24 protein-coding genes and 1 pseudogene are annotated in these 23029 nt (G+C 61.9%); 11 read left to right on the top strand and 14 right to left on the bottom strand.

Annotation, left to right across the window (positions count from 1 at the left end; genetic code table 11):
- Positions 1-3: 3 nt before the first annotated feature.
- Both cueR and ALII_RS0111025 read right to left on the bottom strand, forming a co-directional pair.
- Positions 4-399, bottom strand: coding sequence for a Cu(I)-responsive transcriptional regulator (cueR, locus tag ALII_RS0111020; RefSeq protein ID WP_024587370.1), 396 nt, complete (start codon positions 397-399; stop codon positions 4-6).
- Positions 400-522: 123 nt separating this feature from the next.
- Positions 523-1122 carry a DUF305 domain-containing protein gene (locus ALII_RS0111025; RefSeq protein WP_244437414.1) on the bottom strand — a complete coding sequence of 200 codons (600 nt, stop codon included), beginning with the start codon at positions 1120-1122 and terminating at the stop codon, positions 523-525.
- Between the two features lie 469 nt (positions 1123-1591).
- On the opposite strand from ALII_RS0111025, the gene ALII_RS0111030 reads away from it, so the two are divergent.
- On the top strand, positions 1592-2224 hold the full coding sequence (locus ALII_RS0111030) for a phosphatase PAP2 family protein (RefSeq protein ID WP_035449704.1): 633 nt from the start codon (positions 1592-1594) through the stop codon (positions 2222-2224).
- Between the two features lie 6 nt (positions 2225-2230).
- On the opposite strand, the gene ALII_RS0111035 is transcribed toward ALII_RS0111030, so the two are convergent.
- Positions 2231-2599, bottom strand: coding sequence for a cytochrome c (locus ALII_RS0111035; protein WP_244437416.1), 369 nt, complete (start codon positions 2597-2599; stop codon positions 2231-2233).
- Between the two features lie 56 nt (positions 2600-2655).
- On the bottom strand, positions 2656-3102 hold the full coding sequence (locus tag ALII_RS0111040) for a DUF411 domain-containing protein (protein WP_024587374.1): 447 nt from the start codon (positions 3100-3102) through the stop codon (positions 2656-2658).
- A 182-nt stretch (positions 3103-3284) separates the two neighbouring features.
- Here ALII_RS0111040 and ALII_RS0111045 point away from each other — a divergent pair, with 182 nt between their 5' ends.
- The 6 genes from ALII_RS0111045 to ALII_RS0111070 all read left to right on the top strand — a co-directional run bounded on the left by ALII_RS0111045 (position 3285) and on the right by ALII_RS0111070 (position 9209).
- Complete coding sequence (locus ALII_RS0111045) at positions 3285-3617, top strand: hypothetical protein (protein WP_024587375.1); 333 nt, start codon at positions 3285-3287, stop codon at positions 3615-3617.
- Between the two features lie 184 nt (positions 3618-3801).
- Positions 3802-3942, top strand: coding sequence for a hypothetical protein (locus ALII_RS22880; protein WP_173401410.1), 141 nt, complete (start codon positions 3802-3804; stop codon positions 3940-3942).
- Between the two features lie 23 nt (positions 3943-3965).
- Entirely contained in the window at positions 3966-4223 is a 258-nt protein-coding gene (locus ALII_RS21225; RefSeq protein ID WP_201767719.1) for a hypothetical protein, read from the top strand.
- Positions 4220-4615 carry a FixH family protein gene (locus ALII_RS0111060; RefSeq protein WP_024587377.1) on the top strand — a complete coding sequence of 132 codons (396 nt, stop codon included), beginning with the start codon at positions 4220-4222 and terminating at the stop codon, positions 4613-4615. The genes ALII_RS21225 and ALII_RS0111060 overlap by 4 nt, the downstream gene beginning before the upstream one ends.
- Positions 4612-6036 carry an efflux RND transporter periplasmic adaptor subunit gene (locus ALII_RS0111065; protein ID WP_024587378.1) on the top strand — a complete coding sequence of 475 codons (1425 nt, stop codon included), beginning with the start codon at positions 4612-4614 and terminating at the stop codon, positions 6034-6036. The genes ALII_RS0111060 and ALII_RS0111065 overlap by 4 nt, the downstream gene beginning before the upstream one ends.
- A complete protein-coding gene (locus ALII_RS0111070; protein ID WP_024587379.1) occupies positions 6033-9209 on the top strand; it encodes a CusA/CzcA family heavy metal efflux RND transporter in 3177 nt (1058 codons plus the stop codon). Before ALII_RS0111065 ends, ALII_RS0111070 begins: the two co-directional genes overlap by 4 nt.
- Positions 9210-9276: 67 nt before the next feature.
- Here ALII_RS0111070 and ALII_RS21230 read toward each other — a convergent pair whose 3' ends face one another.
- The 5 genes from ALII_RS21230 to ALII_RS0111100 form a co-directional block, all read right to left on the bottom strand.
- Positions 9277-11382 (bottom strand): cadherin-like domain-containing protein, encoded by a 2106-nt coding sequence (locus tag ALII_RS21230; RefSeq protein ID WP_024587380.1) that lies wholly within the window; start codon positions 11380-11382, stop codon positions 9277-9279.
- 489 nt (positions 11383-11871) lie between these two features.
- On the bottom strand, positions 11872-13272 hold the full coding sequence (locus ALII_RS0111085) for a hypothetical protein (protein WP_035449709.1): 1401 nt from the start codon (positions 13270-13272) through the stop codon (positions 11872-11874).
- Positions 13273-13376: 104 nt separating this feature from the next.
- Positions 13377-14162 carry a formyl transferase gene (locus ALII_RS0111090; protein WP_024587383.1) on the bottom strand — a complete coding sequence of 262 codons (786 nt, stop codon included), beginning with the start codon at positions 14160-14162 and terminating at the stop codon, positions 13377-13379.
- A gap of 6 nt (positions 14163-14168) precedes the next feature.
- Positions 14169-14726, bottom strand: coding sequence for a ubiquinol-cytochrome c reductase iron-sulfur subunit (petA, locus tag ALII_RS0111095; RefSeq protein ID WP_024587384.1), 558 nt, complete (start codon positions 14724-14726; stop codon positions 14169-14171).
- Between the two features lie 131 nt (positions 14727-14857).
- Complete coding sequence (locus tag ALII_RS0111100) at positions 14858-15967, bottom strand: porin (protein WP_024587385.1); 1110 nt, start codon at positions 15965-15967, stop codon at positions 14858-14860.
- Positions 15968-16350: 383 nt separating this feature from the next.
- Here ALII_RS0111100 and ALII_RS0111105 point away from each other — a divergent pair, with 383 nt between their 5' ends.
- From ALII_RS0111105 to ALII_RS0111115, 4 genes and pseudogenes are all read left to right on the top strand, one after another.
- Positions 16351-16674, top strand: a complete 324-nt coding sequence (locus ALII_RS0111105) for a hypothetical protein (protein ID WP_024587386.1) — start codon at positions 16351-16353, stop codon at positions 16672-16674.
- A gap of 204 nt (positions 16675-16878) precedes the next feature.
- Positions 16879-17352: pseudogene (locus ALII_RS0111110) on the top strand (cupredoxin family protein); the annotation flags it as partial.
- Positions 17326-17592 (top strand): copper-binding protein, encoded by a 267-nt coding sequence (locus ALII_RS23120; RefSeq protein WP_244437424.1) that lies wholly within the window; start codon positions 17326-17328, stop codon positions 17590-17592. The pseudogene ALII_RS0111110 and the gene ALII_RS23120, both read left to right, overlap by 27 nt.
- 88 nt (positions 17593-17680) lie before the next feature.
- Complete coding sequence (locus ALII_RS0111115; RefSeq protein WP_024587388.1) at positions 17681-18289, top strand: hypothetical protein; 609 nt, start codon at positions 17681-17683, stop codon at positions 18287-18289.
- A 315-nt stretch (positions 18290-18604) separates the two neighbouring features.
- On the opposite strand, the gene ALII_RS0111120 is transcribed toward ALII_RS0111115, so the two are convergent.
- The 5 genes from ALII_RS0111120 to ALII_RS0111140 all read right to left on the bottom strand — a co-directional run bounded on the left by ALII_RS0111120 (position 18605) and on the right by ALII_RS0111140 (position 23021).
- On the bottom strand, positions 18605-19972 hold the full coding sequence (locus ALII_RS0111120) for a HAMP domain-containing sensor histidine kinase (RefSeq protein WP_024587389.1): 1368 nt from the start codon (positions 19970-19972) through the stop codon (positions 18605-18607).
- The gene (locus ALII_RS0111125; RefSeq protein ID WP_024587390.1) at positions 19959-20636 is read right to left on the bottom strand and encodes a response regulator transcription factor; all 678 of its coding nucleotides are present in this window, start codon (positions 20634-20636) and stop codon (positions 19959-19961) included. The genes ALII_RS0111120 and ALII_RS0111125 overlap by 14 nt, the downstream gene beginning before the upstream one ends.
- A 186-nt stretch (positions 20637-20822) precedes the next feature.
- Positions 20823-21104 carry a copper-binding protein gene (locus ALII_RS22690; RefSeq protein ID WP_024587391.1) on the bottom strand — a complete coding sequence of 94 codons (282 nt, stop codon included), beginning with the start codon at positions 21102-21104 and terminating at the stop codon, positions 20823-20825.
- A gap of 22 nt (positions 21105-21126) precedes the next feature.
- Complete coding sequence (locus ALII_RS22695; RefSeq protein WP_024587392.1) at positions 21127-21606, bottom strand: plastocyanin/azurin family copper-binding protein; 480 nt, start codon at positions 21604-21606, stop codon at positions 21127-21129.
- A gap of 47 nt (positions 21607-21653) precedes the next feature.
- The gene (locus tag ALII_RS0111140; RefSeq protein ID WP_024587393.1) at positions 21654-23021 is read right to left on the bottom strand and encodes a copper oxidase; all 1368 of its coding nucleotides are present in this window, start codon (positions 23019-23021) and stop codon (positions 21654-21656) included.
- Between the last annotated feature and the right edge of the window lie 8 nt (positions 23022-23029).

Here is a 23029-nt window from a genome sequence, read left to right on the forward strand (position 1 = left end):
CCATCAGTGCTCGAACCGTCCGGACAATCCGTCGATGATCGGGCAGTCCGGCCGTGCGTCGCCGTGACAATTGTCGACGAGATGGCCGAGCATCAACCGCAGCCCCGTCAATTCCTCGATCTTTCGGTCGATCTCGGCAAGCTTCTCCTTGGCGATCGCCTTGACGTCGGAACTGGCGCGCTCGCGGTCGGAATAGAGCGAAAGCAGCTCCCTGCACTCCTCAACTGAGAAACCGAGGCCCCTGGCCCTTTGCAGGAAGCGGAGCCGATGGACGTCCTCCGTCGAATAGTCCCGGTATCCGTTCAAGGCACGATCGGCCGTCAGAAGACCGATCTCCTCATAATATCTGATCGTCTTCGACGGCAGGCCCGACTGGCGCGAAGCGGCTCCGATGTTCATTGCTTGGGTTCCCTGGCAAGATCGTGGGACCGAACGATAGTCCTTCCAGCAGATGGAAGCTCAAGCACAAAGATGCGGCACAAGGCTTCCGCGCGGCATTCGCGCCGCGCGGAAGAGAGACGATTAGTTGGCGTTTTCGGCCAACCAGCTCGTCATGTCTGCGATTTCCGCTTTCTGGGCTTCGATGATTGTTTCGGCCAGCGTCCGCAACTGCTCGTCGTCACCATGCTCGAGCATCACTTCCGCCATGTCGATCGCGCCCTGGTGATGTGCGATCATCCCGCAGGCGAAGGCCACGTTCGGGTTCTCGTTCATCATCCCTTCGTGCATCGCGGGCATGGTCTGCATCATCTTCTGCATATTTTCGCGGACATGCTCGGGCATCGCGTCCATATCCATGTTGCCCATGCCCATCATCGCGCCCATCCCGCCTTCGGAAGAACCACCGGACATCTGGCCCATGCCGGAATGACCCATTGATGCACTATCCGCAGCCGAACATTGTTCGGGAAGCTTGAAGGCGTTGCTATCCTCCTGCGCGAGCGCGACGTTCGAGAGCGACACAGCGGCGACGACGGCCGCAAGAATTGAAGCGAAGTGTTTCATCGGAATTCTCCGTAAATCTGAACTGATTGTTGCTAGGGGTTCAGATTGCGGACCGGGGCGGCGGCAGCTCGAGTTCCGGGAGAATGCCCGTTCCTTCGCGAAGAAGGCCGAAATCATGCACGTATCGCGGCTTCGAACCAGACATGGATACAGGCATCGCCGCCACGCCGGGGTGACAGACGGACATGCTGCAAAGGCGCAGGCCGGTTTCATCCTGCGACGAATGGTGTTGGTCGCAACCCGAATGTACCGCTGAACCCATAGGCGTTACTGACCCCGCCATCCCGACGACCGGTGCCATAGCGAACGCCAGGACGATGAAGGCGCAGAATACCGCCTGCACGCCGGGAATGTATCGGATCGTTCGTCTCAAAGGTTCACCATTCGGCCCGAGGTTCTCGAATTGACAACGGAGCCGCCGTTCCCTGCGCCGCACCCGGCTTGCGTCAAGCGACCGCAGGATCGTCCCTCGGATATGGGTAGGGGAGGCCCAGCGACAAGTCCCGCCCGCCATTCGGTGAGGTTCGAAACGGCACGTTAGGCAATTTCGATTAGTGGACGCAGGATGCGCATTCGACGATCGTTCATGACTCATCTCGACCGATATATCCCTTGGGCGGCGGTGCTGCTGGCGCTTCTTTCCGTCGCATTTCTGGTCGACTTTCACGCAATTGACCGCTTGCTGCTCATGGAACTCGGCACGCCGGACGGCGCGCGTGACGGGTCCGGCATCTTTTTCTGGCTGGCCTGGATGTTCACGGCTTTCGGGAGTCCGCGTTTCGTGGTTCCCATGTCGGCGACCCTCGTCGCCATCCTCCTCGTTCGCAAGGAGATGTCCCGCGCCTGGTTCGCATTCATATCCTTGGCAGGCGGCGCGGCCCTTGCCTACGTCACGAAGGCGGCGTTCGCGATGGCGAAGCCCCATCACCTGCCGGGCTCAAACGAGATGGCCGCCACGAGCTTTCCGAGCGGCCATGCCGTCCTGTCGCTTCTTCTCGCTTTGACGATGCTCGTCTTGTGGCAGCCCCGCGACCTGAACCTTCGGCGATTGATGCTTGCGATCGTCCTGGCCATCGTGCTCGCAATCGGCGTGAGCAGGGTCTTCCTCGGAACGCACTGGCCGTCGGACGTTCTCGCGGGATGGCTGTTCGCGGTGATCTGGATTTCTGCAGCCCATCGACTGGCATTCGGTTTCGGCAAAGCCGCTTCGCGCGGATAGGCGCTCTTAGCGATTTTCCCACCGCGTTCGGATTTCGATTGGCCAGGTGGAGGCGATCCAGTCGATGACGGCTTCGATCTCGCCATCATCCAGAACATCGTCGAAGGCAGGCATGGCAGAGCGATAATCGTCGAGGTCGGCCGCTTCAGCGACGCCGTATTTCGTTATCGCCACAAGGAGATCCCGTTCATGATGCCATGTATGGCCGCTTGCGTCATGCGGCGGCGCGGGCAGCAGGCCATCCGCGTTCCGGACTTTCCAATTCGGTTGGCCTTCGAGATCGCGTCCATGGCAGGACGCGCAATGAACGGCGTAGAGATTACGCCCCTTCGTCAGGTATCGACCTTCCAGAAGGCCGGGACCGAGGACGAGCATCGATCCGGCCGCGAAAGCCGCCATTGCCAGGATAGCGACCCGACAAAGGGCCGGGTTCACCGCTTGCCGACACTCATATAGACGGACGTCCGTCCGTCCTCATCGACCGCAACGACGTCATAGGCCGCTTCCGGATCATCGCCCATACCGAGGGAGCCGGACGGCATCCCCGGCACGGCCAATCCGCGGATGGCGGGGCGTTCCTCGAGAAGCTTCGCGACCGCTTCGAGCGGCACGTGCCCTTCGACGAAATACCCTTCGATCTCGGCCGTGTGGCAGCCCTCGAGATCGTCGGCGATACCCGCGTCCTTTCGCACGTCGGTCAGGTCTTCCATGTCCGTCAATTGAACGTCGTAGCCGGCTGCGCGAAACGCCTCCGCCCAGGCGGTGCAGCAACCGCACCACGGCGTCTTGTAGACCTCCAGGACGGCCGCCATCGCGGGGGTTCCGGCCAGCACCGCACCGGCGGTCGCGAGGGTTAGCATGAGTTTGCGAATTGCCATGATTGTCTCCGTCTCTCTATGGGCAAGGATACGTGGGTCCGTATGGAACGAACCCCGCCCAAGGGCACTCCATTCAGGAGTGCGGCAGTCCGCCCATGAGGTCAATCCCGCTCCACCTTACATATTTGTAAGGCAGGCTCGGAGCGATGGACAGCATCGTCGCCTTGGGCTAGCGTCGTCAAATGCGCAACTGGACCAGATCCCTGCTCCTGTTTCTCGTCGTCGCGTTTGCGGCGGCGGCCTCCGTGCAGCCTGGAGCCGCCGCATCGATGTCCGTCGACATGAACGCGTCCTCCATGGAAGCGATGGACATGCAGGGATGCGACGATTGCGACGACAGCGGGATGCCCGAACCGTCCTGCGTGACGGCGTGCGCTTCAGCCTGTGCGGCCATCTTTTTCCAAGCCGCCGAAGCCGATCCCTTGCAGCGCCTTTCGCACGATCTGATGCCCGCGCTGATTTCGTTCGGCATCGCCCGTACGCCCGACCCATTCCCTCCCCGTCACTCTGCATGATGGTCTGAATCGCCGAAAGTTTCCTTCGACGAAATCGCTGGTCCTTCGGGTCCGGGTTTCGCGGTTGGCATCATCCGGTTGATCGAGTGAGTTCCCTGACGCGCCGAGCCGAACACTCGCGTCGGTGGACAAAAGCTGGGATTTGGCGCGCCGAGTGTGGCTGCGCTCCGCAAGGAACATTCACATGATGGACATGAACGGAATGGGTGGCGGCATGGGCATGATGATGTGGGGAATGAGTGCCTTCTGGCTTCTCGCCTTCATCGTCCTCGTCCTCGTTGCCGCAGCACTGGTCAAGTATCTGCGCGACGGAACACGGCGCTAGACGCACTCTCGGGAAAGAGACCCATGAAAATGATCGAATATCACCGGCCCGCGCCTGCCGCAGGCGGCCATGGTTCGCTGCGCCTGCGCCCACGGTGGCCTATGGTCGCGGGAGTTGTCGCCACCGCAACGGGCGTCGCCCTTAACTGGAATTGGCTCGCGGCCGCCGGTCTTGCCCCATTCTTATTGGGTACCCTGCCCTGCGCGGCGTTGTGCGCGCTGGGGCTGTGCATGAAGGTCCAGTCTTCAACGCAAACGAGCGTCGGCGAGGACACGCGATGAAAAAACCGCTCGCCCTCCTGGCTGCAATGGCGGGCTTTGCCGGGGTAACGTTCCCGATCCCGTCGCTCCTCGCCGCGGCCAGCGACTACCGATTCGAAATCGTCGAAACCACGGCAAATGTGGGCGACACCACAGTGACGCTGAGGCTCGTCGATGCCGACGGCGACGCGGTCGAGGCGGCAGTCGTCTACGCTCTCAGGCTCGACATGGCTCCCGACGGGATGGCGGCCATGACCGCCCCTCTCCGGCCCGTCGACGAACTTGGCAATGGGCGGTACCGCTTTCGCGCCGACCTCATGATGGAGGGCAACTGGCGTCTCCAGATTGTTGCCAAGATACAGGGTGAAACCGAGACGGTGACGGCGGAACTGCCGTTGAAGGTGATGCCATGAAACCCGCAAGGATAGCGACGGTCCTGGCACTCATCCTCGCGAGCGGGGCGGCAGGATACTGGGCGGGGCGCGAAGGTCGTCCGATCGCCGTGCCTCCCTCTGCCGCAAGCAGCAGTGGGGCATCGTCCGCCAAAGGCACCGAGGAACAACAACCCATCCTCTACTACCGGCATCCGGCAGGGGAAGCCGTCTATTCGGCGACCGCCATCGAGACGGCCGAAGGACAGCCGTTCGTCGCAGTGCGGGCGGGAGAAGACGTGACGCTGGGCGAACAAGGTCTGATCGCTCCTGAAGAGGGATCTGAGGCTCCGGCAGCAAGCGGAAAGGTTCTCTACTATCGCAATCCGATGGGCCTCGCCGACACGTCTCCGGTCCCGAAGAAGGATTGGATGGGAATGGACTACATCCCGGTCTACGAGGGCGAGCAGCCGGACGACTCTGCCGTCATGGTCTCCGCCGGCAAGATTCAGCGTACCGGGGTGAAGACCGAAAAGGCCGTTGTCGGCGCGATCGGACGATCGATCGGCGTTCCCGGCACCATCGCGCTCGACGAACGGCTGACGAGCGTCGTGTCGCCGCGCGTCGACGCTTTCGTGGAGACTGTCGCTGACGTCACGACGGGCGACCGCATAGAGGTCGGCGACGAACTGATGCGCATCTACTCCCGCGACATCGCGGCGGCCGGAGCCCAGTTTCTCCTGGACCTGGGCAGCGGCATTCCCGCGAAGGCAATGTCCGGCAGTCGCCTTCGTCTGAAGAATCTCGGCGTGCCGGACGCCGCGATCCGCGACATGGAAACGACGCGGGCAGTGCCCGAAAGCATCGTCGTGACCGCTCCTCTCGGCGGAGTCATCCTTGAGAGGTCTGCCGTTCCGGGCATGATGGCGGAGCCGGGCGACGTGCTGTTCCGGATTGCGGATGTTTCGCGGGTCTGGGTGATGGCCGACGTCCCCGAATATCTTGTCGCGGATGTCGCCGTCGACGCAAAGGCCGTGGTGCGTATCCGCAGCCTTCCCGGCCGGGAGTTCGAGGGCACGGTCGATCAAATCTATCCAGAGGTCCGCGCGCAAACGCGCACGACGAAGATTCGCATCGAATTGCCAAATCCCGAGGGCGTCCTTCTGGCGAACATGTACGCAGAGGTTGCGATCGAGGGTAAAGCGAATGCCGGAAGCGTCACCGTTCCGGACAGTGCGGTGATCGACACGGGGAACCGCCAATCCATTTTCGTTGATCTCGGCGAAGGGCGCTTCGAACCGCGCGACGTCGCGGTCGGGATCAGCGGCGGCGGCCGCACCGAAATCCTGAAGGGCGTATCCGAAGGGGAATCCGTCGTCGTCTCCGCCAATTTCCTGATCGACGCCGAAAGCAATCTCAACGCGGCTTTCGGTGCGTTTGAACCGGTCGGGGCGGAACAATGATCGCGCGCGTCATCGACTGGTCGTCGCGAAACCTTTTCCTCGTCGTCTTCGCGGCCCTGTTCGCGTCGGCCGCAGGGCTCTACGCGCTGCGAACGCTTCCCCTCGATGCGATACCGGACCTCTCGGACGTCCAGGTGATCGTGTTCACCGAGCATCCCGGGCAGGCTCCGCAGGTCGTGGAAGACCAGGTCACCTACCCCTTGACCACGGCGATGCTCACCGTGCCCCAGTCCAAGGTGGTTCGGGGATTCTCGTTCTTCGGCGTGTCGTTCGTCTACGTCATCTTCGAAGACGGCACCGATCCGTACTGGGCCCGAAGTCGTGTCCTCGAATACCTCAACGCCGCCGCCAGCCGCCTGCCCGGCGGCGTGACGCCGACGCTCGGACCGGATGCGACGGGCGTCGGCTGGGTCTACCAGTACGCGGTCGTCGCCAAAGAACTGACTCTGGCCGAACTGCGCTCGCTGCAGGACTGGGTGTTACGATTCGCCGCCTCCGAGGCGGACGGTGTCGCCGAGGTGGCCAGCGTGGGAGGGTTCGTCAAACAGTATTCCGTGGTCGTCGATCCAGCTCGCCTGCGAGCCGCAGGCCTGTCGCTCGACGATGTCGCGGACGCCGTGCGCGACAGCAACATGGACGTCGGCGGCCGCACGGTGGAGCTTTCCGAGTTCGAATTCATGATCCGCGGCCGCGGATATCTCGAAGGCGCGGGCGACCTCGAAAACATCGCCCTGATCGCCGAAGGCGGCGTCCCGCTCCGACTTGCCGACGTGGCCCGCGTGGAAGTCGTCGCCGACGAACGACGCGGGATCACGGAGCTCGATGGCGAGGGCGAAGTCGCGAGCGGCATCGTGCTGCAGCGCTTCGGCGCGAACGCGCTGGACGTGATCGACAACGTCAAGCGGAGCCTGTCGGCGATCAAGGACAGCCTTCCGGCCGGAACCGACATCGTACCGGTCTATGACAGGTCCGAGCTCATCGAAGCCGCAATCGCGACGCTCAAGACGACGCTGATCGAGGAATCGATCGTGGTCGCGCTCGTGACGATCGTGTTCCTCCTCCACGTGCGCAGCGCCCTGGTTGCCATCATCATGCTGCCCGTCGGTATCCTGATGGCGTTCGCGGCGATGAAGTTCCTCGGACTCGGCGCAAACATCATGAGCCTGGGAGGGATCGCCATCGCGATCGGCGCGATGATCGACGCGGCGATCGTCATGGTGGAGAACGCCCACAAGCATCTCGAACGCGCGCCGCCGGAAAAGCCGCGTATCAACGTGCTGATCGAGGCGGCCTGCGAAGTGGGTCCCGCACTGTTCTTCAGCCTCCTCATCATCACGGTCTCGTTCCTGCCGATCTTCACGCTGGAATCGCAGGAAGGCAGGCTGTTCGCGCCGCTTGCGTTCACGAAGACCTTTGCCATGGCCGCCGCCGCCATCTTGTCCGTCACCCTTGTTCCAGCTCTCATGGTGATCTTCGTGCGGGGCAAGATCGTTCCCGAGCACAGGAACCCCGTGAACCGAATTCTGATCGGAGCCTACAGGCCGGTCATCCGCGGGGTCCTTAGGGCGAAGGGCGCGACGATCCTGGTCGCCGTCCTCGTCCTCGCGGCAACCGTCTGGCCCGCGCGGGAACTCGGCAGCGAGTTCATGCCGGAACTGGACGAAGGCACGTTGATGTACATGCCGACAACCCTTCCCGGCCTGTCGGTGACCAAGGCCGCCGAACTGATGCAGATGCAGGACCGGATCATCAAGTCCTTTCCGGAAGTCGATTCGGTCTTCGGCAAGGCCGGCCGCGCGGGGACAGCTACCGATCCGGCCCCGATGGAGATGTTCGAGACGATCATCAATCTGAAGCCCAAGGAGGAATGGCGGCCTGGCTTAACGGTCGAAAGCCTGAAAGCCGAAATGGATGCCGCCCTGCAGTTCCCGGGCGTCGCGAACGCCTGGACGATGCCGATCCGGGCACGGATCGACATGCTCGCCACTGGCATCCGTACGCCTATCGGCGTCAAGGTCTACGGGCCGGATCTCGAGGGAATCGAACGCGTCGCCCGGGAGGTAGAGACGGTCTTGAAGACCGTGCCCGGAACGTCGAGCGCCTATGCGGAACGCGTCATCGGCGGCTATTATCTCGACATCGTTCCCGACCGTACGGCGCTTGGCCGTTACGGTTTGTCCGTGGCGGACGTCCAGGACGTGGTGTCCATGGCGTTGGGCGCGGAAGTCGTGACCTCGACGGTCGAAGGCCGCGAACGCTATGGGGTGTCAATCCGCTATCCACGCGCACTGCGTAACGATCCGGATTCGATAGCGCGCGAAGTCGAGGTCGCGCTTCCCGGCGGCGGAACCGTCCCGCTCGGCGAAGTCGCCGCGGTCGAGCTCGCCCGCGGCGCGACTTCCATCCGCACCGAAAACGGGCGTCTTGCGGCCTACATATTCGTGGACATCACGGGGCGCGATCTGGGCGGTTACGTCGCCTCGGCGCAAGAGGCGGTCGCGCAGGCCGTCGATTTGCCCGCGGGATATTCGCTCGGCTGGAGCGGTCAGTTCGAATATCTCGAACGCGCCACGCAGCGCCTGATGATCGTGGTGCCGTTGACCTTGGCCCTCATTTTTCTCCTGCTTTACCTGAACTTCCGCCGCCTGACCGAGACCTTGATCGTCATGCTGTCACTGCCTTTCGCGCTTGTCGGAGGTATCTGGCTGATGTGGTGGCTCGGCTTCAATACGTCGGTGGCGGTCGCCGTCGGGTTCATCGCGCTGGCGGGCGTTGCAGCCGAGACCGGGGTGATCATGCTGATCTATCTCGACCACGCGCTCGCGGAGGCCAGAACGCGATGCGACGTTGAAAAACGTCCCTTCCTGCGCGCCGATCTGCACGCGGCGATCATGGTCGGAGCCGTCGAGCGCGTACGGCCGAAGATGATGACGGTGGTCGCCATCATGGCGGGCCTGCTTCCGATCCTTTGGAGCACGGGTGCCGGATCGGAGATCATGCAGCGGATCGCGGTGCCCATGATCGGCGGCATGGTGTCGTCGTCGCTGTTGACCTTGATCGTCATCCCGGCGGTATACGCGCTTGTAAAGGGATGGAGCTCAAGGGAAGGCATTCCATCCAGGTCCGGCAGCAAGTTCCCGATACCCGCCGATCCCGCCCGGACGGCTGCATGACCGACACGAGCCTGCTTTACGGGACTGGAACCCAGCAATATGCGGCCGGAGCAGCGGGTTGACCTGGTCAAGCGGTCTCGACAATGGCGAGAACGAAGCGCCCGTCGATGACGACGGTGGTCTCGTACGTGTCGTCGCGGTTGAAATCCGCCTCGATGAGGGTCCGCGTGTAGCCGTCAATCTCTTCAATACGCGTGCGCACGGCAAAGTCTTCTTCATCGACCTTGTCGCCGTAAACCTTCTCGAACTGGTCCTCCAGGTCGTCGAAAACTCGTTCGAAGAGGTCGTACTTGTCCATCCTGAGGCGGTCGCCGGCCTTGAAATCGTGGATCTCAAAGACAAGTTGCCGGGCCGCCTCCTCGCCCGGGCCGCGAAACTCGAACAGGTTCTCGCCAGCCCCGCCGTAAAGCGACACTGCGGTCGGACCGACAACGAAATGGTCATCGCCCGATCCAGCGATCACGGTCTCGAAGCCGATGATCGTGTCGTAGCCGATCTCGATGCCGCTGGCCCGACCGTCGGCGAGGTCGATCAGCAAAGTCTCGTTGGCGGCCGAATAGTCGAGTACGTCGCCGGCCTCGCGTGACGGCTGCACCCCTGTTGCGCCGCCGCCGGGCGAACCGAGCTCGCATGTTGCGTGTTCGGTTTCCATCGCGAACTTGAGTTCGGAAATGGAAGCTTCGACCGTGTCGTAATCGCGGCCGCCATCGTAAACGTCATCCGCGCCGTCTATTGCGGCGATGACGACATCGTCGCCTGTCCCGCCGAGGACGAGGTCGGCTCCGTCGCCGTCCGACAGAATGTCGTTTCCCGCGCCGCCGTCGATTCGGTCATTGCCGTCGCCACCGTCGAGATAGTCGTCGCCGTCGTCGCCCTGAAGGACGTCGTCGCCCGCCCCGCCGTAAAGCATGTCACGGCCCGTGCCGCCGGAGAGAAAGTCGTCGCCGTCCTCGCCCTGCAGGATGTCGTCGCCCGCCTCGCCGAACAGCCGGTCGTCGCCCGCCCCACCGAAGACGAGGTCGTTGCCGCGCCCGGCGAGCACGATGTCGTCGCCCGCTCCGGCAAAGACCGTGTCGTCGCCGTCGCCGGCCAATATGTGGTCGTCGCCCGCCCCGCCGGCGATGACGTCGTTCCCGGCCCGGCCGTCGATCAGATCGTGGCCCGAGCCGCCCTCGATGTCGTCGGCGCATTGCGAGCCGGTCAGTGTGTCGTCGCCAGCCGTGCCCTCGACCCAGCCGCGGTCGAGCACGGTAAAGTGCGCGGTCTGCGCGACCGACAGCGCGCCGTCGGTGATGGTGTAGGTCAGGGTGACCGGGCCGGGGGCGAAGGGAGCGGGCTGGAAGGTCCAGCCGAAGCTCGTCGCCGCAAGCGTGCCCGACGAGGCGGACAGCCCCGCGATCTGCAGCCCGTCGCCATCCGGGTCGCTCGCCCCGCGCAGAAGGTCGAGAAGCCCGATCGCCAGGATGGCGCAGGCGGTGATGTCGTAGAGATGGACCGGACCGGCGACGCGCAGCGCGCGGTTGACGACCTCCTGGTCGTCGTCGTCGTCCTCGTCGTCGTTCTCGTCCGGATCATCCGGTCCAGGATAGTTGGGGCCCGGATCGTCCGGTCCCGGATCATCTGGCCCCGTATCCGGGTCCTCGCGCGGCGACGGCATCGCCCCGCCGCTGCTGCCGCCGCCGCCCGCGAGGAAGTCGGGCAGATTGTCGTTGGTGGCGCGCAGGGTTTGCCGGTACGGCTCTACCAGCGTGAAGGCATCCGGATCGGCCGCAGGCGCAAAGAAGTTTGCTCGCGGTGAATCAATAGGAGCGAACTTTGCCGAGGGCTGAAGCGCTACCAAGGTCCCGCCTGAAAAAGCACCCTGCCCCTGGTCGACGCCTGGAGTGCCTGTGGTCATGTCCTCCTCGCCCTCGGGCTGGCCGATGGCCGGGTCAAGCTCGGCGACCTGCGGCTGGCCTTTGTCGGCTTCTTCGGGCGCGGCGTCAGCCTCCTTGATTGTCCGCGACCAGCCGGGGAAGATCGACTTCAGATAAAGTCCGACTCCCATCAGTACGAGGAAGAACGCATAGGGCGCTTTCGATTTCTCATACGCGTTCTTCAGGACGTACGCCTCGGCGGGGTCGGCAGGCCGAGACTGCGTCTGGGGCTGGGTCGCCTTTGCGGTGATGATCATGTCGCCGCCAGCGCGATGCTGTCGCCGCGCTCCTCAATTAATCTATTCATAAAAGACAGCCACGTCGTCCGGCTCATGGCCCTCGACTTTCCATTTCCCAGGCCGATGGTGGCGACAAGTCGCCAGCCGCGCGCCGCCCGGCCGCTGGACGGGATCGCGGCATCAGGGCGGACTGGGCAAGCGCTACGTCCGGCGCGCCGCGCAAGCGAGCTACTGGGCAGCTTCCAACTTGTCCTCGGGCCAATCCTGTAATCATGATGAAATCCCCATCTCGGACAATGGGACTCCCCTTAACCCGAGTCGAACCCCATAGGTCGGATCAAGCTTCAGACTTTGGGCCTGCTCCTACCCGCCCGGAAGTGCAGCGCTCATCTGACCGTCGGTCCCGGCGAAGCAATTGTCAGCGCAATGCGCATTGGATCACATTGCATTGGCGTTTGCCCACGACGAGACCTAAACAAATCAGTCCAAGGATTGCGACCTCCTGGATCAAGCCTCGCTATCTGGTGAAAAGGTATGGATGATGAATTGACGCTTGCCGTTGCCGGTCGACGGCAGACGCTCGACGCTGACTGGAGTAAAGGAGATTGCGTGCGAAAGCCGCCGCTCCAGGTGGTCGATCACGCGCCGGGCATCTCTGTCGCATCCGTCTCTCGCCAAGACGTAGCGGAAATTGCAATGGCCAGGCGCGTCTTGCTCGAACTGCCATTCCGCGAGTCCCGCTAGGAGAACAGGGCTCTCCGGGACGAGGTCCGTGGCGACGATGCGGCTCATCCCGGCCGAATAGAGATAATCCGGCCGACGTCGGGGTGCCAGTCCGTCGACCGAAAGTCGCCAGCCGTTTTCCCGGGATGGACGTTCGACGAGCCGGGCGCGGTCACCAGTGTCGTAACGGATAAACGGCATGCCAGTCGAAACGAAGCCCGTTCCTATCACCCGGCCTTCGTGGCCGGCTCGCGTGATTGCGATACCGGCGTCATCGACCAGTTCCGCCACTCCATAAAGCGGCACAAAAGTGTAGACACCCGGAAAACCGTCCTTCTCCACGGCGAAAGCGACCTTCTCGCTCAGTCCATAGAAAGGAACCACAGCCGCGTTGGGGAATACCGATCCGAAGAGCCGTCTCTGGTGATCGAAGAGCGGCTCCGAGACCGGGAAAACGCCTTGGATGGCGGATCCGAGTTCCGGGTCGATGGTGACCAGATGCCGGCAGAAGATCTCGATAGCCGACGGATATCCATGGATGAACCTGATCTGGCGTCGTCTGATTTCGCCAATCATCCCGGCCACCTGATCTCGTTCGAGCGGGTACACCGCCAGCCGCAACTCCGCCAAGGCCGCGTCCCACAGGAAAGCACGGCCTCCCTTCAAGGTGAACCCGCGCAGGACCGCTCGCGCGTCGCCCGTTCGGAAGCCTGCCTTAGACCATGCCGACGTGACGAATGCGTATTCGCGGACGCTGCGATCGGCGTCCACGAAGAACTCGAAAGGCGGCTCTCCGTTGGAACCGCTGGTCGTCGCCCTGACGAGACCGCGTCCTCCGTCGACGCAAGCGGCCGAACCGGCGGCCGAAAGCGTCTCCTTCGTCGTGATGGGAAAGTCCGCCAGGACATCGAGGGTGAAGGCCTGAATGTTCCGATCTGCGATAACGTCCCGCCAGTAGGGGCTTCCATTCTGCGCCTTGGCCAGGAGGTTGCGCAGTTGCCGCTCCGTTCGCTCGACCGCGAATGCAGGATCCTGCCAGGATCGCCGGATGTCGTCGGACCAGTCGCTAAATGTCTTTCCGTATCTGAGCTTGCGCGGCACGCGTGCGGCGATCGGAGCCAGCGCCCTTCGCAATCCCTCCGGGGAACCCCGATAAGCGCTTCGCGCGCGATCCCAAATGCCCATGACAGCCCTCTGAATTGGTAAAGTAGATCATCCATTTCCGGCCCGCTACAAAGCGCTTTAGTCAACTTCGTCGGCAGATGCGCGCAACGGACTGCAACGCAGAATCACCAGACGCCGCGCTTGAAGCCGGCCTTCAGGTATTGCGTGGGAGATGGCTGATAGCGATGAGCCCCGGAAGGCCGGATGTCCGGGCAGTGGGGGACACGGCGCTCGACGACATCCTTGACTGCCAGAACGGCCAAAGGGGCGGCGAGAAGCGCCAGTCGGGCGTGGTAGGTCAGTATGGTGTCACCCGGCAGGGGGCGTCCGCGAACCTGCCGGACGATCGTGCCCGTATCGGCTCCGCTGTCGACGAAGTGGACAGTGCAGCCGAAATTGTCGCAGTCCCCTGAGGCGAGGGCCCAGTAGCCGCCATGGTGCCCACGGTACTGCGGCAAGATCGCCGGGTGAAGGTTGAGCAAGGGCGCGGCGATCTGATCGATCGTGGACCGCGACATCAAACGGCATCCTATGCACAGCACCACGTGCGGCGAAAGCCGATCGATCGTCGCGGTCGTTTTCAGGCTGTTTACGGTTTCGACGTCGATCACGGCATAGTCCTGGCGACGTCGGATATCCGCGCCGCCCCGCGCGAAAACCTCCGATATGCGTGGGGCAACCAAAATACGCGCGGCCGATAGCGCGCACATCGCGATGAATTGGCCCGCCGCCGCCCGCGGTCCGCACAAGCGGAGCCGCCGCCGGAGCATCAAGCGCTTCGGCTCCCTTTTTTCGACGATTACGGATACCGCCGCGCCATGATCCGCGAGGTGGTTTATGACCGACCAGGCCTCCGAACCTCCGCCGGTGACGACGCAAATGCGGATCGAGCCGAGTTCTGCCGCTGCCATGACGAGTCACCCGATCCGGACGACCGTATCCGAGATGAACTCGAACGGGGGAATGGCGAGGTTCTCGGGGGCCGGCCCCGTCCGTATGCGCCCGGCGGTGTCGTAATGCGATCCATGGCAGGGACAGAACCAGCCGCCAAAGTCCCCAGCCTGGCCGAGCGGGATACACCCTAGATGGGTGCACACCCCGATCATGATGATCCAACCGTCCCGTCCTTCCCCGGCCGACCGGGCAGCGTCCGTGGCGGGCGCATCTTCACCGAGATTGGCGTTGCGGGCCAAAGGATCCTTTAGCGAGTCGATCGGTGTCTCCAGGGACGCCTCAATTTCCGCAGACGTCCTGTTTCTGACAAAAACCGGACGCCCGCGCCATTTCGCCGTGACCGACATGCCTTGTTCGATGCCGCTGATGTCGATGTCGATCGTGGCAACGGCAAGCGTGGATGCGTCGGGACGCATTTGGTCGATGAACGGCCATGAAGCCAACGCCGCTCCGACTGCCGCCGTCATGCCTGTAGCGATGTAAAGGAAATCCCGCCGACCGGACTGCTCATCTTTTACCATGCGTCACCTTCCTTTCCGCTAACAAATCAGCCGGATCCGGCAGACGCCTCAGCGAACAGTGCCACATTCATATCGCCACTGCATGGCGACGATTCCAAGGCGGGCGGGCCGACCGCCCGCCTTGGCAGGCGCTAGAAGTAACGCTGGACGCGAAGGAAGCCGGACGTCGTCCCGCCGAGGCCATCGATCTTGCTGTAAGCGATTTCGTTGGTGATCGCGAAATTTGTCACCGGTGTCCATACGGTCGAAATCTCGGTCACGAAGGCGTCGAGATCGGTCGTGAGCAGGCCGTCGTGCAGGTTGCGGTAGTAGTGACCGCCAACGGACACCGAGAGATCCTCGGTGAACTGGTGCCTATAGGATGCAAGGGCCGACCATTCGGCGCTAATCGCGTCGAACTGCCCGGTAGCGTAGATGTTCGCGTTGTTGGAGTACGATCCCACGAGGCGGAGCGACGAGCCGGGGCTGTTCGGCATGTTCAGTTGCATGCCGAGCTTGGCGGCATATCCGTCCGTCCCCTGGAAGTGCTCGTCATAGCCGAACTGGCCCCATACGCCGCCCCAGCCTTGATTGACGCCAATCTTGGCAACCACATCGGGGGTGTAACCGCCGCCAGCCAAGGCATCGTCTTCAAGCGACAAAGTCGCAAAGTATCCAGGGCCGAACGTATGCGTGTAAGAAATCAGCGGCCGCTGCTGGTAGCCGTAGCCGAGTCCACCCCACGAATGGGTGCCGGGGAAGTTGGATACGCCGCCGGACTGGGTGGCAGTCCAGGCGGACTCCGTATAGCCCGCGCGAAAGCCGCCGAGTTCCAGGAAAGCCTGATCCATAAAGGCGGGACCATCGCTGCCGCCACCGATTCCATTGGTGCCGTTCCAGTTGGCTTCGACACGGACGTAGCCGCGGAGCGTGCCCCATTCGGTGTCGGAACGTGCGTCGAAATTGACGCGGGTGCGCACGCTCTTGTACCAGCCTTCCGTGGTGGCGCTGCCGGGGTGGAAAGTGAGGGGCGGCGTGTCACCCACGTCTCGGCTCTCGGCACCGACCTGGTACCAGACGTAGCCCCCGATCGAGAGGCAGGTTTCGGTTCCGGGGATATAGAAGAAGCCGGCACCATACATGTCGCAGACACGCACATATTCGACGGGTTCGGGCTCTGCATAGACGACCGCGTCAGCGGCTTGCGCCTGGGAGACGCCGACAAGCGCGGCAGCTGTGCCGAGCAGGAGTTTGGTATTCATGGTCCCACCTCCAGATAGGGGTTGAAAATCACGACGCAGATCGAAAAAGAACCGCGTCAAGTGGGACTTGGCCGTGTGCACTTGTCACCCGCCTTGCAGCGAATTTACATCAGTGTAAGGAACTGCCCACAGGTGCGCTGCGATCCGGGGGTGTTGCCATTCCGCAACGCACGATCAACGGTTTTGGCGTGAAATGGCGCGATATCGACCACCGTAAGGTGACGCGCGCTGAAGACACGCTAGATTTGCTTTGTTTCCAGAAATGTAAGGTTGGCGTCAAACGCCGTCAAATTCCGGCATGCAATCTGCTTTTCAACGCCGGGCGATCCGGCGTCCCAGGCGCATCCTCCCTCCGCGCCAGGCATCAAAGAAAGGCAAAAACAATGTACCGTCTCACGATCATCGCTATCGCCCTGAGCCTCAGCGCCTCGGGCATCGCCACCGCTCAGGAAGCCCCTGTCTACGGGCTCGATTACAACCCACCGGTCGTCCGCACCGGCCACGATTCCAAGCCCAAGCACTACGGCGCTCCCGGACGCCAGGTCCGCGGCGACCATGCCGGCAGCCATGCCGATATCAGCGGTGCGATCGATACCCGCACGACGGCTTCGATCGATACCGGGGTCAACAGCAATCACCAGCCGCACCGTCCGTACGGAAACTACGGTCCTCAGGTGACCGAGTGGGACCTTCGCAGCGGCCGATAGCGTCGTGGGGTGCTTCCTGCCGCGAATCCAGCTTCTGGAGAGGCCAGGCCGGGAACGCCCCCGAAACCCTTTGAAAACTGGATGTCCGCCCTCAACGGGATGAGCGCTTGCGGGATGCCGTTATCGACATTCGCATGACCAGCAACTGAGCGCTGGCGATGATCTGCCGCGCAATCAATCCGCCACTCAACGGAGATAGTACCGATGAAGACAGCATATGCGACGGCAGCGATCCTGTTGCTTTCCGCCAGCCTTGCCGCCGCGTCCCCCGGACACTCCGGCGGTCATAACGACATGGCCGTCGGCGGACCTGGCGACGAGGCGAAAGTCACACGGACGATTGACGTCACGATGTTCGAGAACGACGACGGCGAGATGCTCTTCCAGCCTAACACGTTGGAGGTCGAGCAAGGGCAGACGATCCGCTTCAATATCGTGAATGACGGGGAGATCAAGCATGAGTTCGTCCTCGACGAGAAAGAGAAGAATGTCGAACACCGTGAACTCATGTTGCGGTTTCCGGAAATGGAGCATGACGACCCCAACGCCCTTCAGTTGGACGCGGGAGAAAGCGGCAGTATTGTCTGGACGTTCACCAATGCGGGTACGTTCGAGTTCGCGTGCCTGATCCCCGGCCATTACGAGTCGGGAATGTATGGAACTGTCGAAGTCTCCGCAGCGCCTGCCGTGGTCGCGGTGACGCAGGAATACACCAAGGGGACGGTCAAGGAGGTGAAGACCGGGCAGGAAAAAGTCACTGTCATCCACGAGGAACTCAAGAACCTCGACATGCCAGCTATGACCATGGTCTTCAACGTTGCCGATCCGGCAATGCTTGACACTATGAAAGAGGGCGATGTCATCGAATTCATCGCCGACCGCGTGCGCGGGAGACTGACGATCACCGACCTGAAATAGCCCACTTCTCCGTCGAAAAACGCCACCTCCGGCAACCGGAGGTGGCGCACCCCATGCCTCATCGGAACCCTATTCGAGCGCACCCTCCATGAATCAACGGCGTTTGGCGGAAGCGTACAACTTTTTCAGATCATGGCTCCGTGATCCTTTGCTCGTCGCCGCTGTCGTTCCATCGGGACGTGCACTAGCCGAGCTTATCACCTCCGAGATTTCGCCCGCCACCGGACCGGTGATAGAGCTGGGACCGGGAACTGGTGTATTCACACGCGCGTTGACTGGTCGCGGCGTCAGGCAGCAAGATCTCGCGCTCATCGAGCTCGAACCCCATTTCGCCATCGCCCTTCAAAGCGACTATCCGAATGCCCACACCTTCCAGATCGACGCCGCCCGCCTATCGAGGGTTGACCTCTTCGATGGAAGACCGGCCGGCGCTGTCATCAGTGGGCTCCCGCTTTTGACTATACCATCTCCGCAAGTTCTGGCGATCCTCATCAGCGCGTTCGGCAAAATGCGGGCGGACGGGGCCTTCTATCAGTTCACATACGGCCCGGGGTGCCCGGTTTCACCGCTGATACTGGACCGCCTCGGGCTAAGGGCGGAACGTATCGGCGGCACATTTGCCAACTTTCCTCCTGCAGCGGTCTATCGGCTTCGCCGACGGGCTGAAACGAGCCATTCGCTTCGGGGCAACTTGTAGCTGTTTCCAACGGAGAGGACAGAGCTCTTCATGTTGGAAACTCACAACACCCCTTCGCGCGGCGCGCCGTGAAGCGAGTGGAGAGCGATTCAGTTTGGTCCCGAGAACATGCAGTTTCGTCGCTTACATATTTGTAAGTTTGCCGACAAACAGCCACAAGAAATTGCCTGCATAGTTCACCTGTATCCACGTTGACGTAGCATCCCTGCCTCGTCGACCTTACTGCCCGCCTGTGTGACTGACCTCCACAGGCGGGCTTTTTTTGCCGCGGTTTTCGAGAGTTGGCGATCACGTCGAAGTACGAAAGACCAATTGCTAAACTTGTTGGCACTTCGGAAACACCACCCGAACAGCCAGACCCGGCGATCGTTCCGTCAGAACGATGTGCGCGCCGTGCAGGTCGGCCACGGCCTTAACGAGGCTAAGACCAAGGCCCGTTCCTTCAGTTGTTCTGCTTTTTTCCAAACGGTAGAATCGCTTGAAAACCTTGGCTCGTTCCGCTTCCGGAATTCCCGGGCCGTTGTCGGCGACGATGATGAACGGCCAACCTTGTTCGTGACCGCACGTGAGTCCAATTTTCGCGCCTTGCTGCGTGTGGCGGATGGCATTGGCGATCAAGTTCGCACACATCTGCCGCAAGAGGTCCTGGTCGCCGAGAATTTCGATCCGGGGGACGCCCCGTCTGGGGAGCAAGCTCAGTTGCTTGCCCGCTTCCTCGGCAATCGGTTGGTGGATTTCCAACATTTCCTCCAAAAGCTGGTCGAGGCGCACAGGGCCAAAACATCCGCGGCGCGCACCAGCCTCGATCTGAGAAATTCTCAACATGGCTTCGAAGGTGGAGGAGATTTGCAGAACTTCGCCAAGCGCGGTCTCAAGTCGCGTCTTCGCCTCAGCATCCGTCCCTGCCTGATCGATGGCTTCTTCAAGCGTTATGTAAAGTCGGCTGATCGGTGTCTTCAGATCGTGCGCAATGTCCGTCGTCACCTGCTTCATGGCGGCAACGCTCGTTTCCAACTGTTCGAGAGCCACGTTGACCTCGACGGCCAGAACGTCGAGGTCATCTTCCCGTGCCGAGACCGGTAGCCTGGTCTGCAATTGCCCAGCGCCAACGAGTTTCATTGTTTCTGAGAGAATCGCAATGCGCCTCCGGGTGCGGAACGCCAACAGGGCCCCACCTCCGAGTCCGGTGCCCAGAACGATAGCGGTTGCCCATCCGAAACTCACCAACGCGATGCGTCTCAGACGATTTGTGTCGTCGTAGCTGACGCCAACCACAAGCTGCTCTTCCCCGAGCGTCCCGCGGTAGAGCCTGTAGTTCGTGCTAGATCCGCCCTCATTCTCGCCGGTAAAGGTGGAAAACCCCGGTGGGACGGACGGTACTCTGAAGTTTCCTGCAAGGAATTCCCCCTCGATTCCGCGGAGGAGGTAAAGCGTCTCCTGACCGTTGATGGCTGGACCGTGACTGCCGATCATCGCGGCAGCGCCTTCCACTCCGCGCGCTTCATAAGCGGACTGAATCTCTCGGTAACGCTCCATAACGTGCGTGTCCAACCGCTCGTAGAGATATGTCGCCACCATGTTGTAGGCGACAATGTTGCCCCCGGACAAGGAGACGAGAAACAGTGCCACGTATAGGGCCGCCAAGCGAAAGGGCGTGCTTCGCGCCAGCTTACCGAGGCGCATGCAAGCTATATCCCGTGCTTCGAATCGTATTGATCAACTGTGTCTCGAAAGGCTTATCGATCTTGGCTCGTAGCCGGCTGACATGAGTTTCGACGACCGTGCTCTGCGGATCGAAGTTGAAATTCCAGATCCGCTCCAAGAGCATCGTCTTTGTCAGCACGCGGCCTTCGTTGCGCATGAGAAACTCCAAGAGCGCAAACTCGCGCGGCAGCAACTCCACGATTTGACCGGACCTCTTTGCAACCCGACGTGCCAGATCGAGTTCCAGATCCGCTACGCGTAGAACCGTCTTCTCCTGCGCTATAGGGGGCCGTCGGCCAAGCGCGTTCAGGCGCGCGAGCAACTCGCTGAATGCGAATGGCTTGGCGAGATAGTCGTCGGCTCCGGCGTCGAGACCTTCCACACGGTCATCGACGCCACCCATCGCGGTAAGGAGTATGATGGGCAGTTTGCCACCTGCGGCCCGAAGGCTGCGCACCAACGACAAGCCGTCCAGTCCGGGGATCATGCGGTCGACGATGGCTATGTCATAAGGCTCACGCAGTCCCGCAGCCAACGCGTCCCTGCCGTCCGGCAGCACGTCGATGACGTGACCAGAAGATGCAAGACCGTTGGAAATGTAATCGCTTGTTCGTTTGTCATCCTCGACCAGCAATACCCTCATCATCAAACGCCCTGTTGCGGAGAAACCTTCCGCGGTGATGACCTCATGCGATTCCCAAGCCGATTACCGAGTGCTCGGGCGGCCGTATCCATCGGAAATTTTGTGATTTTTTTGGCGGCATCGCCGCATTGAATCGATTAGCGCCGCCCCGGCACGCGGAGGCGGCGCTGTTGTCTGGAACCGAAGCTACTTCACGTCGGTGATCGTCAGCTTTCCGCGCACGCGGTCGGCCACGAACTCGATCGTCGCGCCTTCCGTCATGTCGTCGAGCATTGCCGCGTCTGCCACGTTGAACACCATGGTCATGGCGGGCATGTCGAGGTTCTTCAGCTCTTCGTGGATCACGGTGACCTTTTCCTGGTCCGCCTTGATCTCCTTCACGGTCCCCTTGGTGTACTCCTGCGCGACCGCGGGCGCGGCCGAAACCAGAGCGGCCATGGCCGCGGCGATGATGAGTTTGGTTTTCATGTCGGTACTCCTTCGGTTCGGGTTACTTGGCAGACACTTCGACAGCGCCGTGCATGCCGGACTCGTAGTGGCCTGGGATCAGGCACGCGAACTCGAACGTGCCCGTATTCGAAAACGTCCAGACGATGTTGCCGCGCTTGCCTGCTTCAAGACGGATCGCGTTGGGATCGTCATGCTCCATCTCTGGGAACTTCATCATCAGCTCCCGATGCTCGGCATTCTTCTCTTTTTCGTCGAGCACGAACTCGTGGTCTATCTCGCCCTTGTTCAGGATGCTGAAGCGGATCGTCTGTCCCTTCTTCACCTCGAACGCGTTCGGCTGGAAAAGCATTTTTCCGTCGTCGCTTTCGAACATCGTGACATTGATCGTCCGAGTCGCCTTGGCGGCATCGCCAGGTTCGCCGACGGCCATGTCGTGGTGGCCACCGGAATGCCCGGGAGCGGCGGCCGCGAGGCCAGCGGAAAGCAGCAGGATCGCTGCCGTCGTGTATGCTGTCTTCATCAGTACAGTCTCCGTTTGGTTGAATTTCATGAAGTGATCGACCTTCATCAGCCGTGCCCGCCGTGGCCGTTCGCCCCAGCCGGTTTGGCCGGTGCCTGCGTTCCCGTACCCGGCGCGGAAGCCGCGTCGGGCAGTTCGCCCGTCCACTCGTAAGCGACCGTGCCCGCGGGATGCTCGTAATCGCCCGGATCCGAGTAATCGTCGGACGCGATGCCTTCGCGGATCTTCACCACCGAGAACATCCCGCCCATCTCGATCGGACCGAACTGGCCCCATCCGGTCATCATCGGGATTGTGTTGTCGGGTATGGGCATAGACATCTTTCCCATCTCGCCCATGCCCGTTGTTCCCATGGGCATGTATTCGGGCTGGAGGCGGCGGATCATCGGGGTGACACGCGATTTGTCAGCGCCGATGAAGGTTGGAATGTCGTGTCCCATGGCGTTCATCGTATGGTGCGACTTGTGGCAGTGGATGGCCCAGTCGCCCTCATAGACGGCGTCGAACTCGTAGGCGCGCATCGCGCCGACCGGAATGTCGATCGAGACTTCCGGCCAGCGCGCTTCTGGCCGCACCCAGCCACCGTCCGTGCACGTGACCTCGAAATCATAGCCGTGCATATGGACCGGATGATTGGTCATGGTGAGGTTGCCGACGCGCACCCGGACCCGGTCGTTTTTCGACACGACCAGCGGATCGGTATCCGGGAAGACGCGACTGTTGAAGCACCACAGGTTGAAGTCGGTCATCTCCATCACGCGCGGAACGTAAGAGCCGGGCTCGATGTCGAACGCGTTGAGCAGAAAGACGAAGTCGCGGTCGACCCGCATAAACTGCGGGTCCTTCGGATGAATGACGAAGAAGCCCATCATGCCCATCGCCATCTGGACCATTTCGTCCCCGTGCGGGTGGTACATGAAGGTGCCGCTCTTCACGAGATCGAACTCGTAGACGAAGGTCTTTCCCGTAGGGATGCCTGGCTGCGTCAGTCCCGTCACGCCGTCCATACCGCAGGGAAGGATCATCCCGTGCCAGTGGATGGTGGTCTCCTCGGGCAGTTTGTTGGTCACGAAAATACGGACCCGGTCGCCCTCGACTGCCTCGATCGTCGGTCCTGGCGACTGGCCGTTGTAGCCCCAGAGATAGGCGGTCATGCCTTCACCGATTTCGCGCTCCACAGGTTCGGCGACGAGGTGGAACTCCTTGACGCCATTGTTGACCCGGTGGGGCAGCGTCCAGCCGTTGAGGGTAACAACGGGCTGATAGTCCGGGCCGCTCGTCGGATAGAGGGGCGGTTGCATTGTCGCGCTTTCCATGGACGGCGCGTCGGGTAGGCCCATGGCGGAGGTTTTCGTCCAGGCAGCGGCCCCGACGATGGTCGCGCCGGCACCGAGCAATTGTCTTCTATTGAGCATTGTCGTGT

The organism is Aliihoeflea sp. 2WW (assembly GCF_000497755.1).
Taxonomy (GTDB): domain Bacteria; phylum Pseudomonadota; class Alphaproteobacteria; order Rhizobiales; family Rhizobiaceae; genus Aliihoeflea.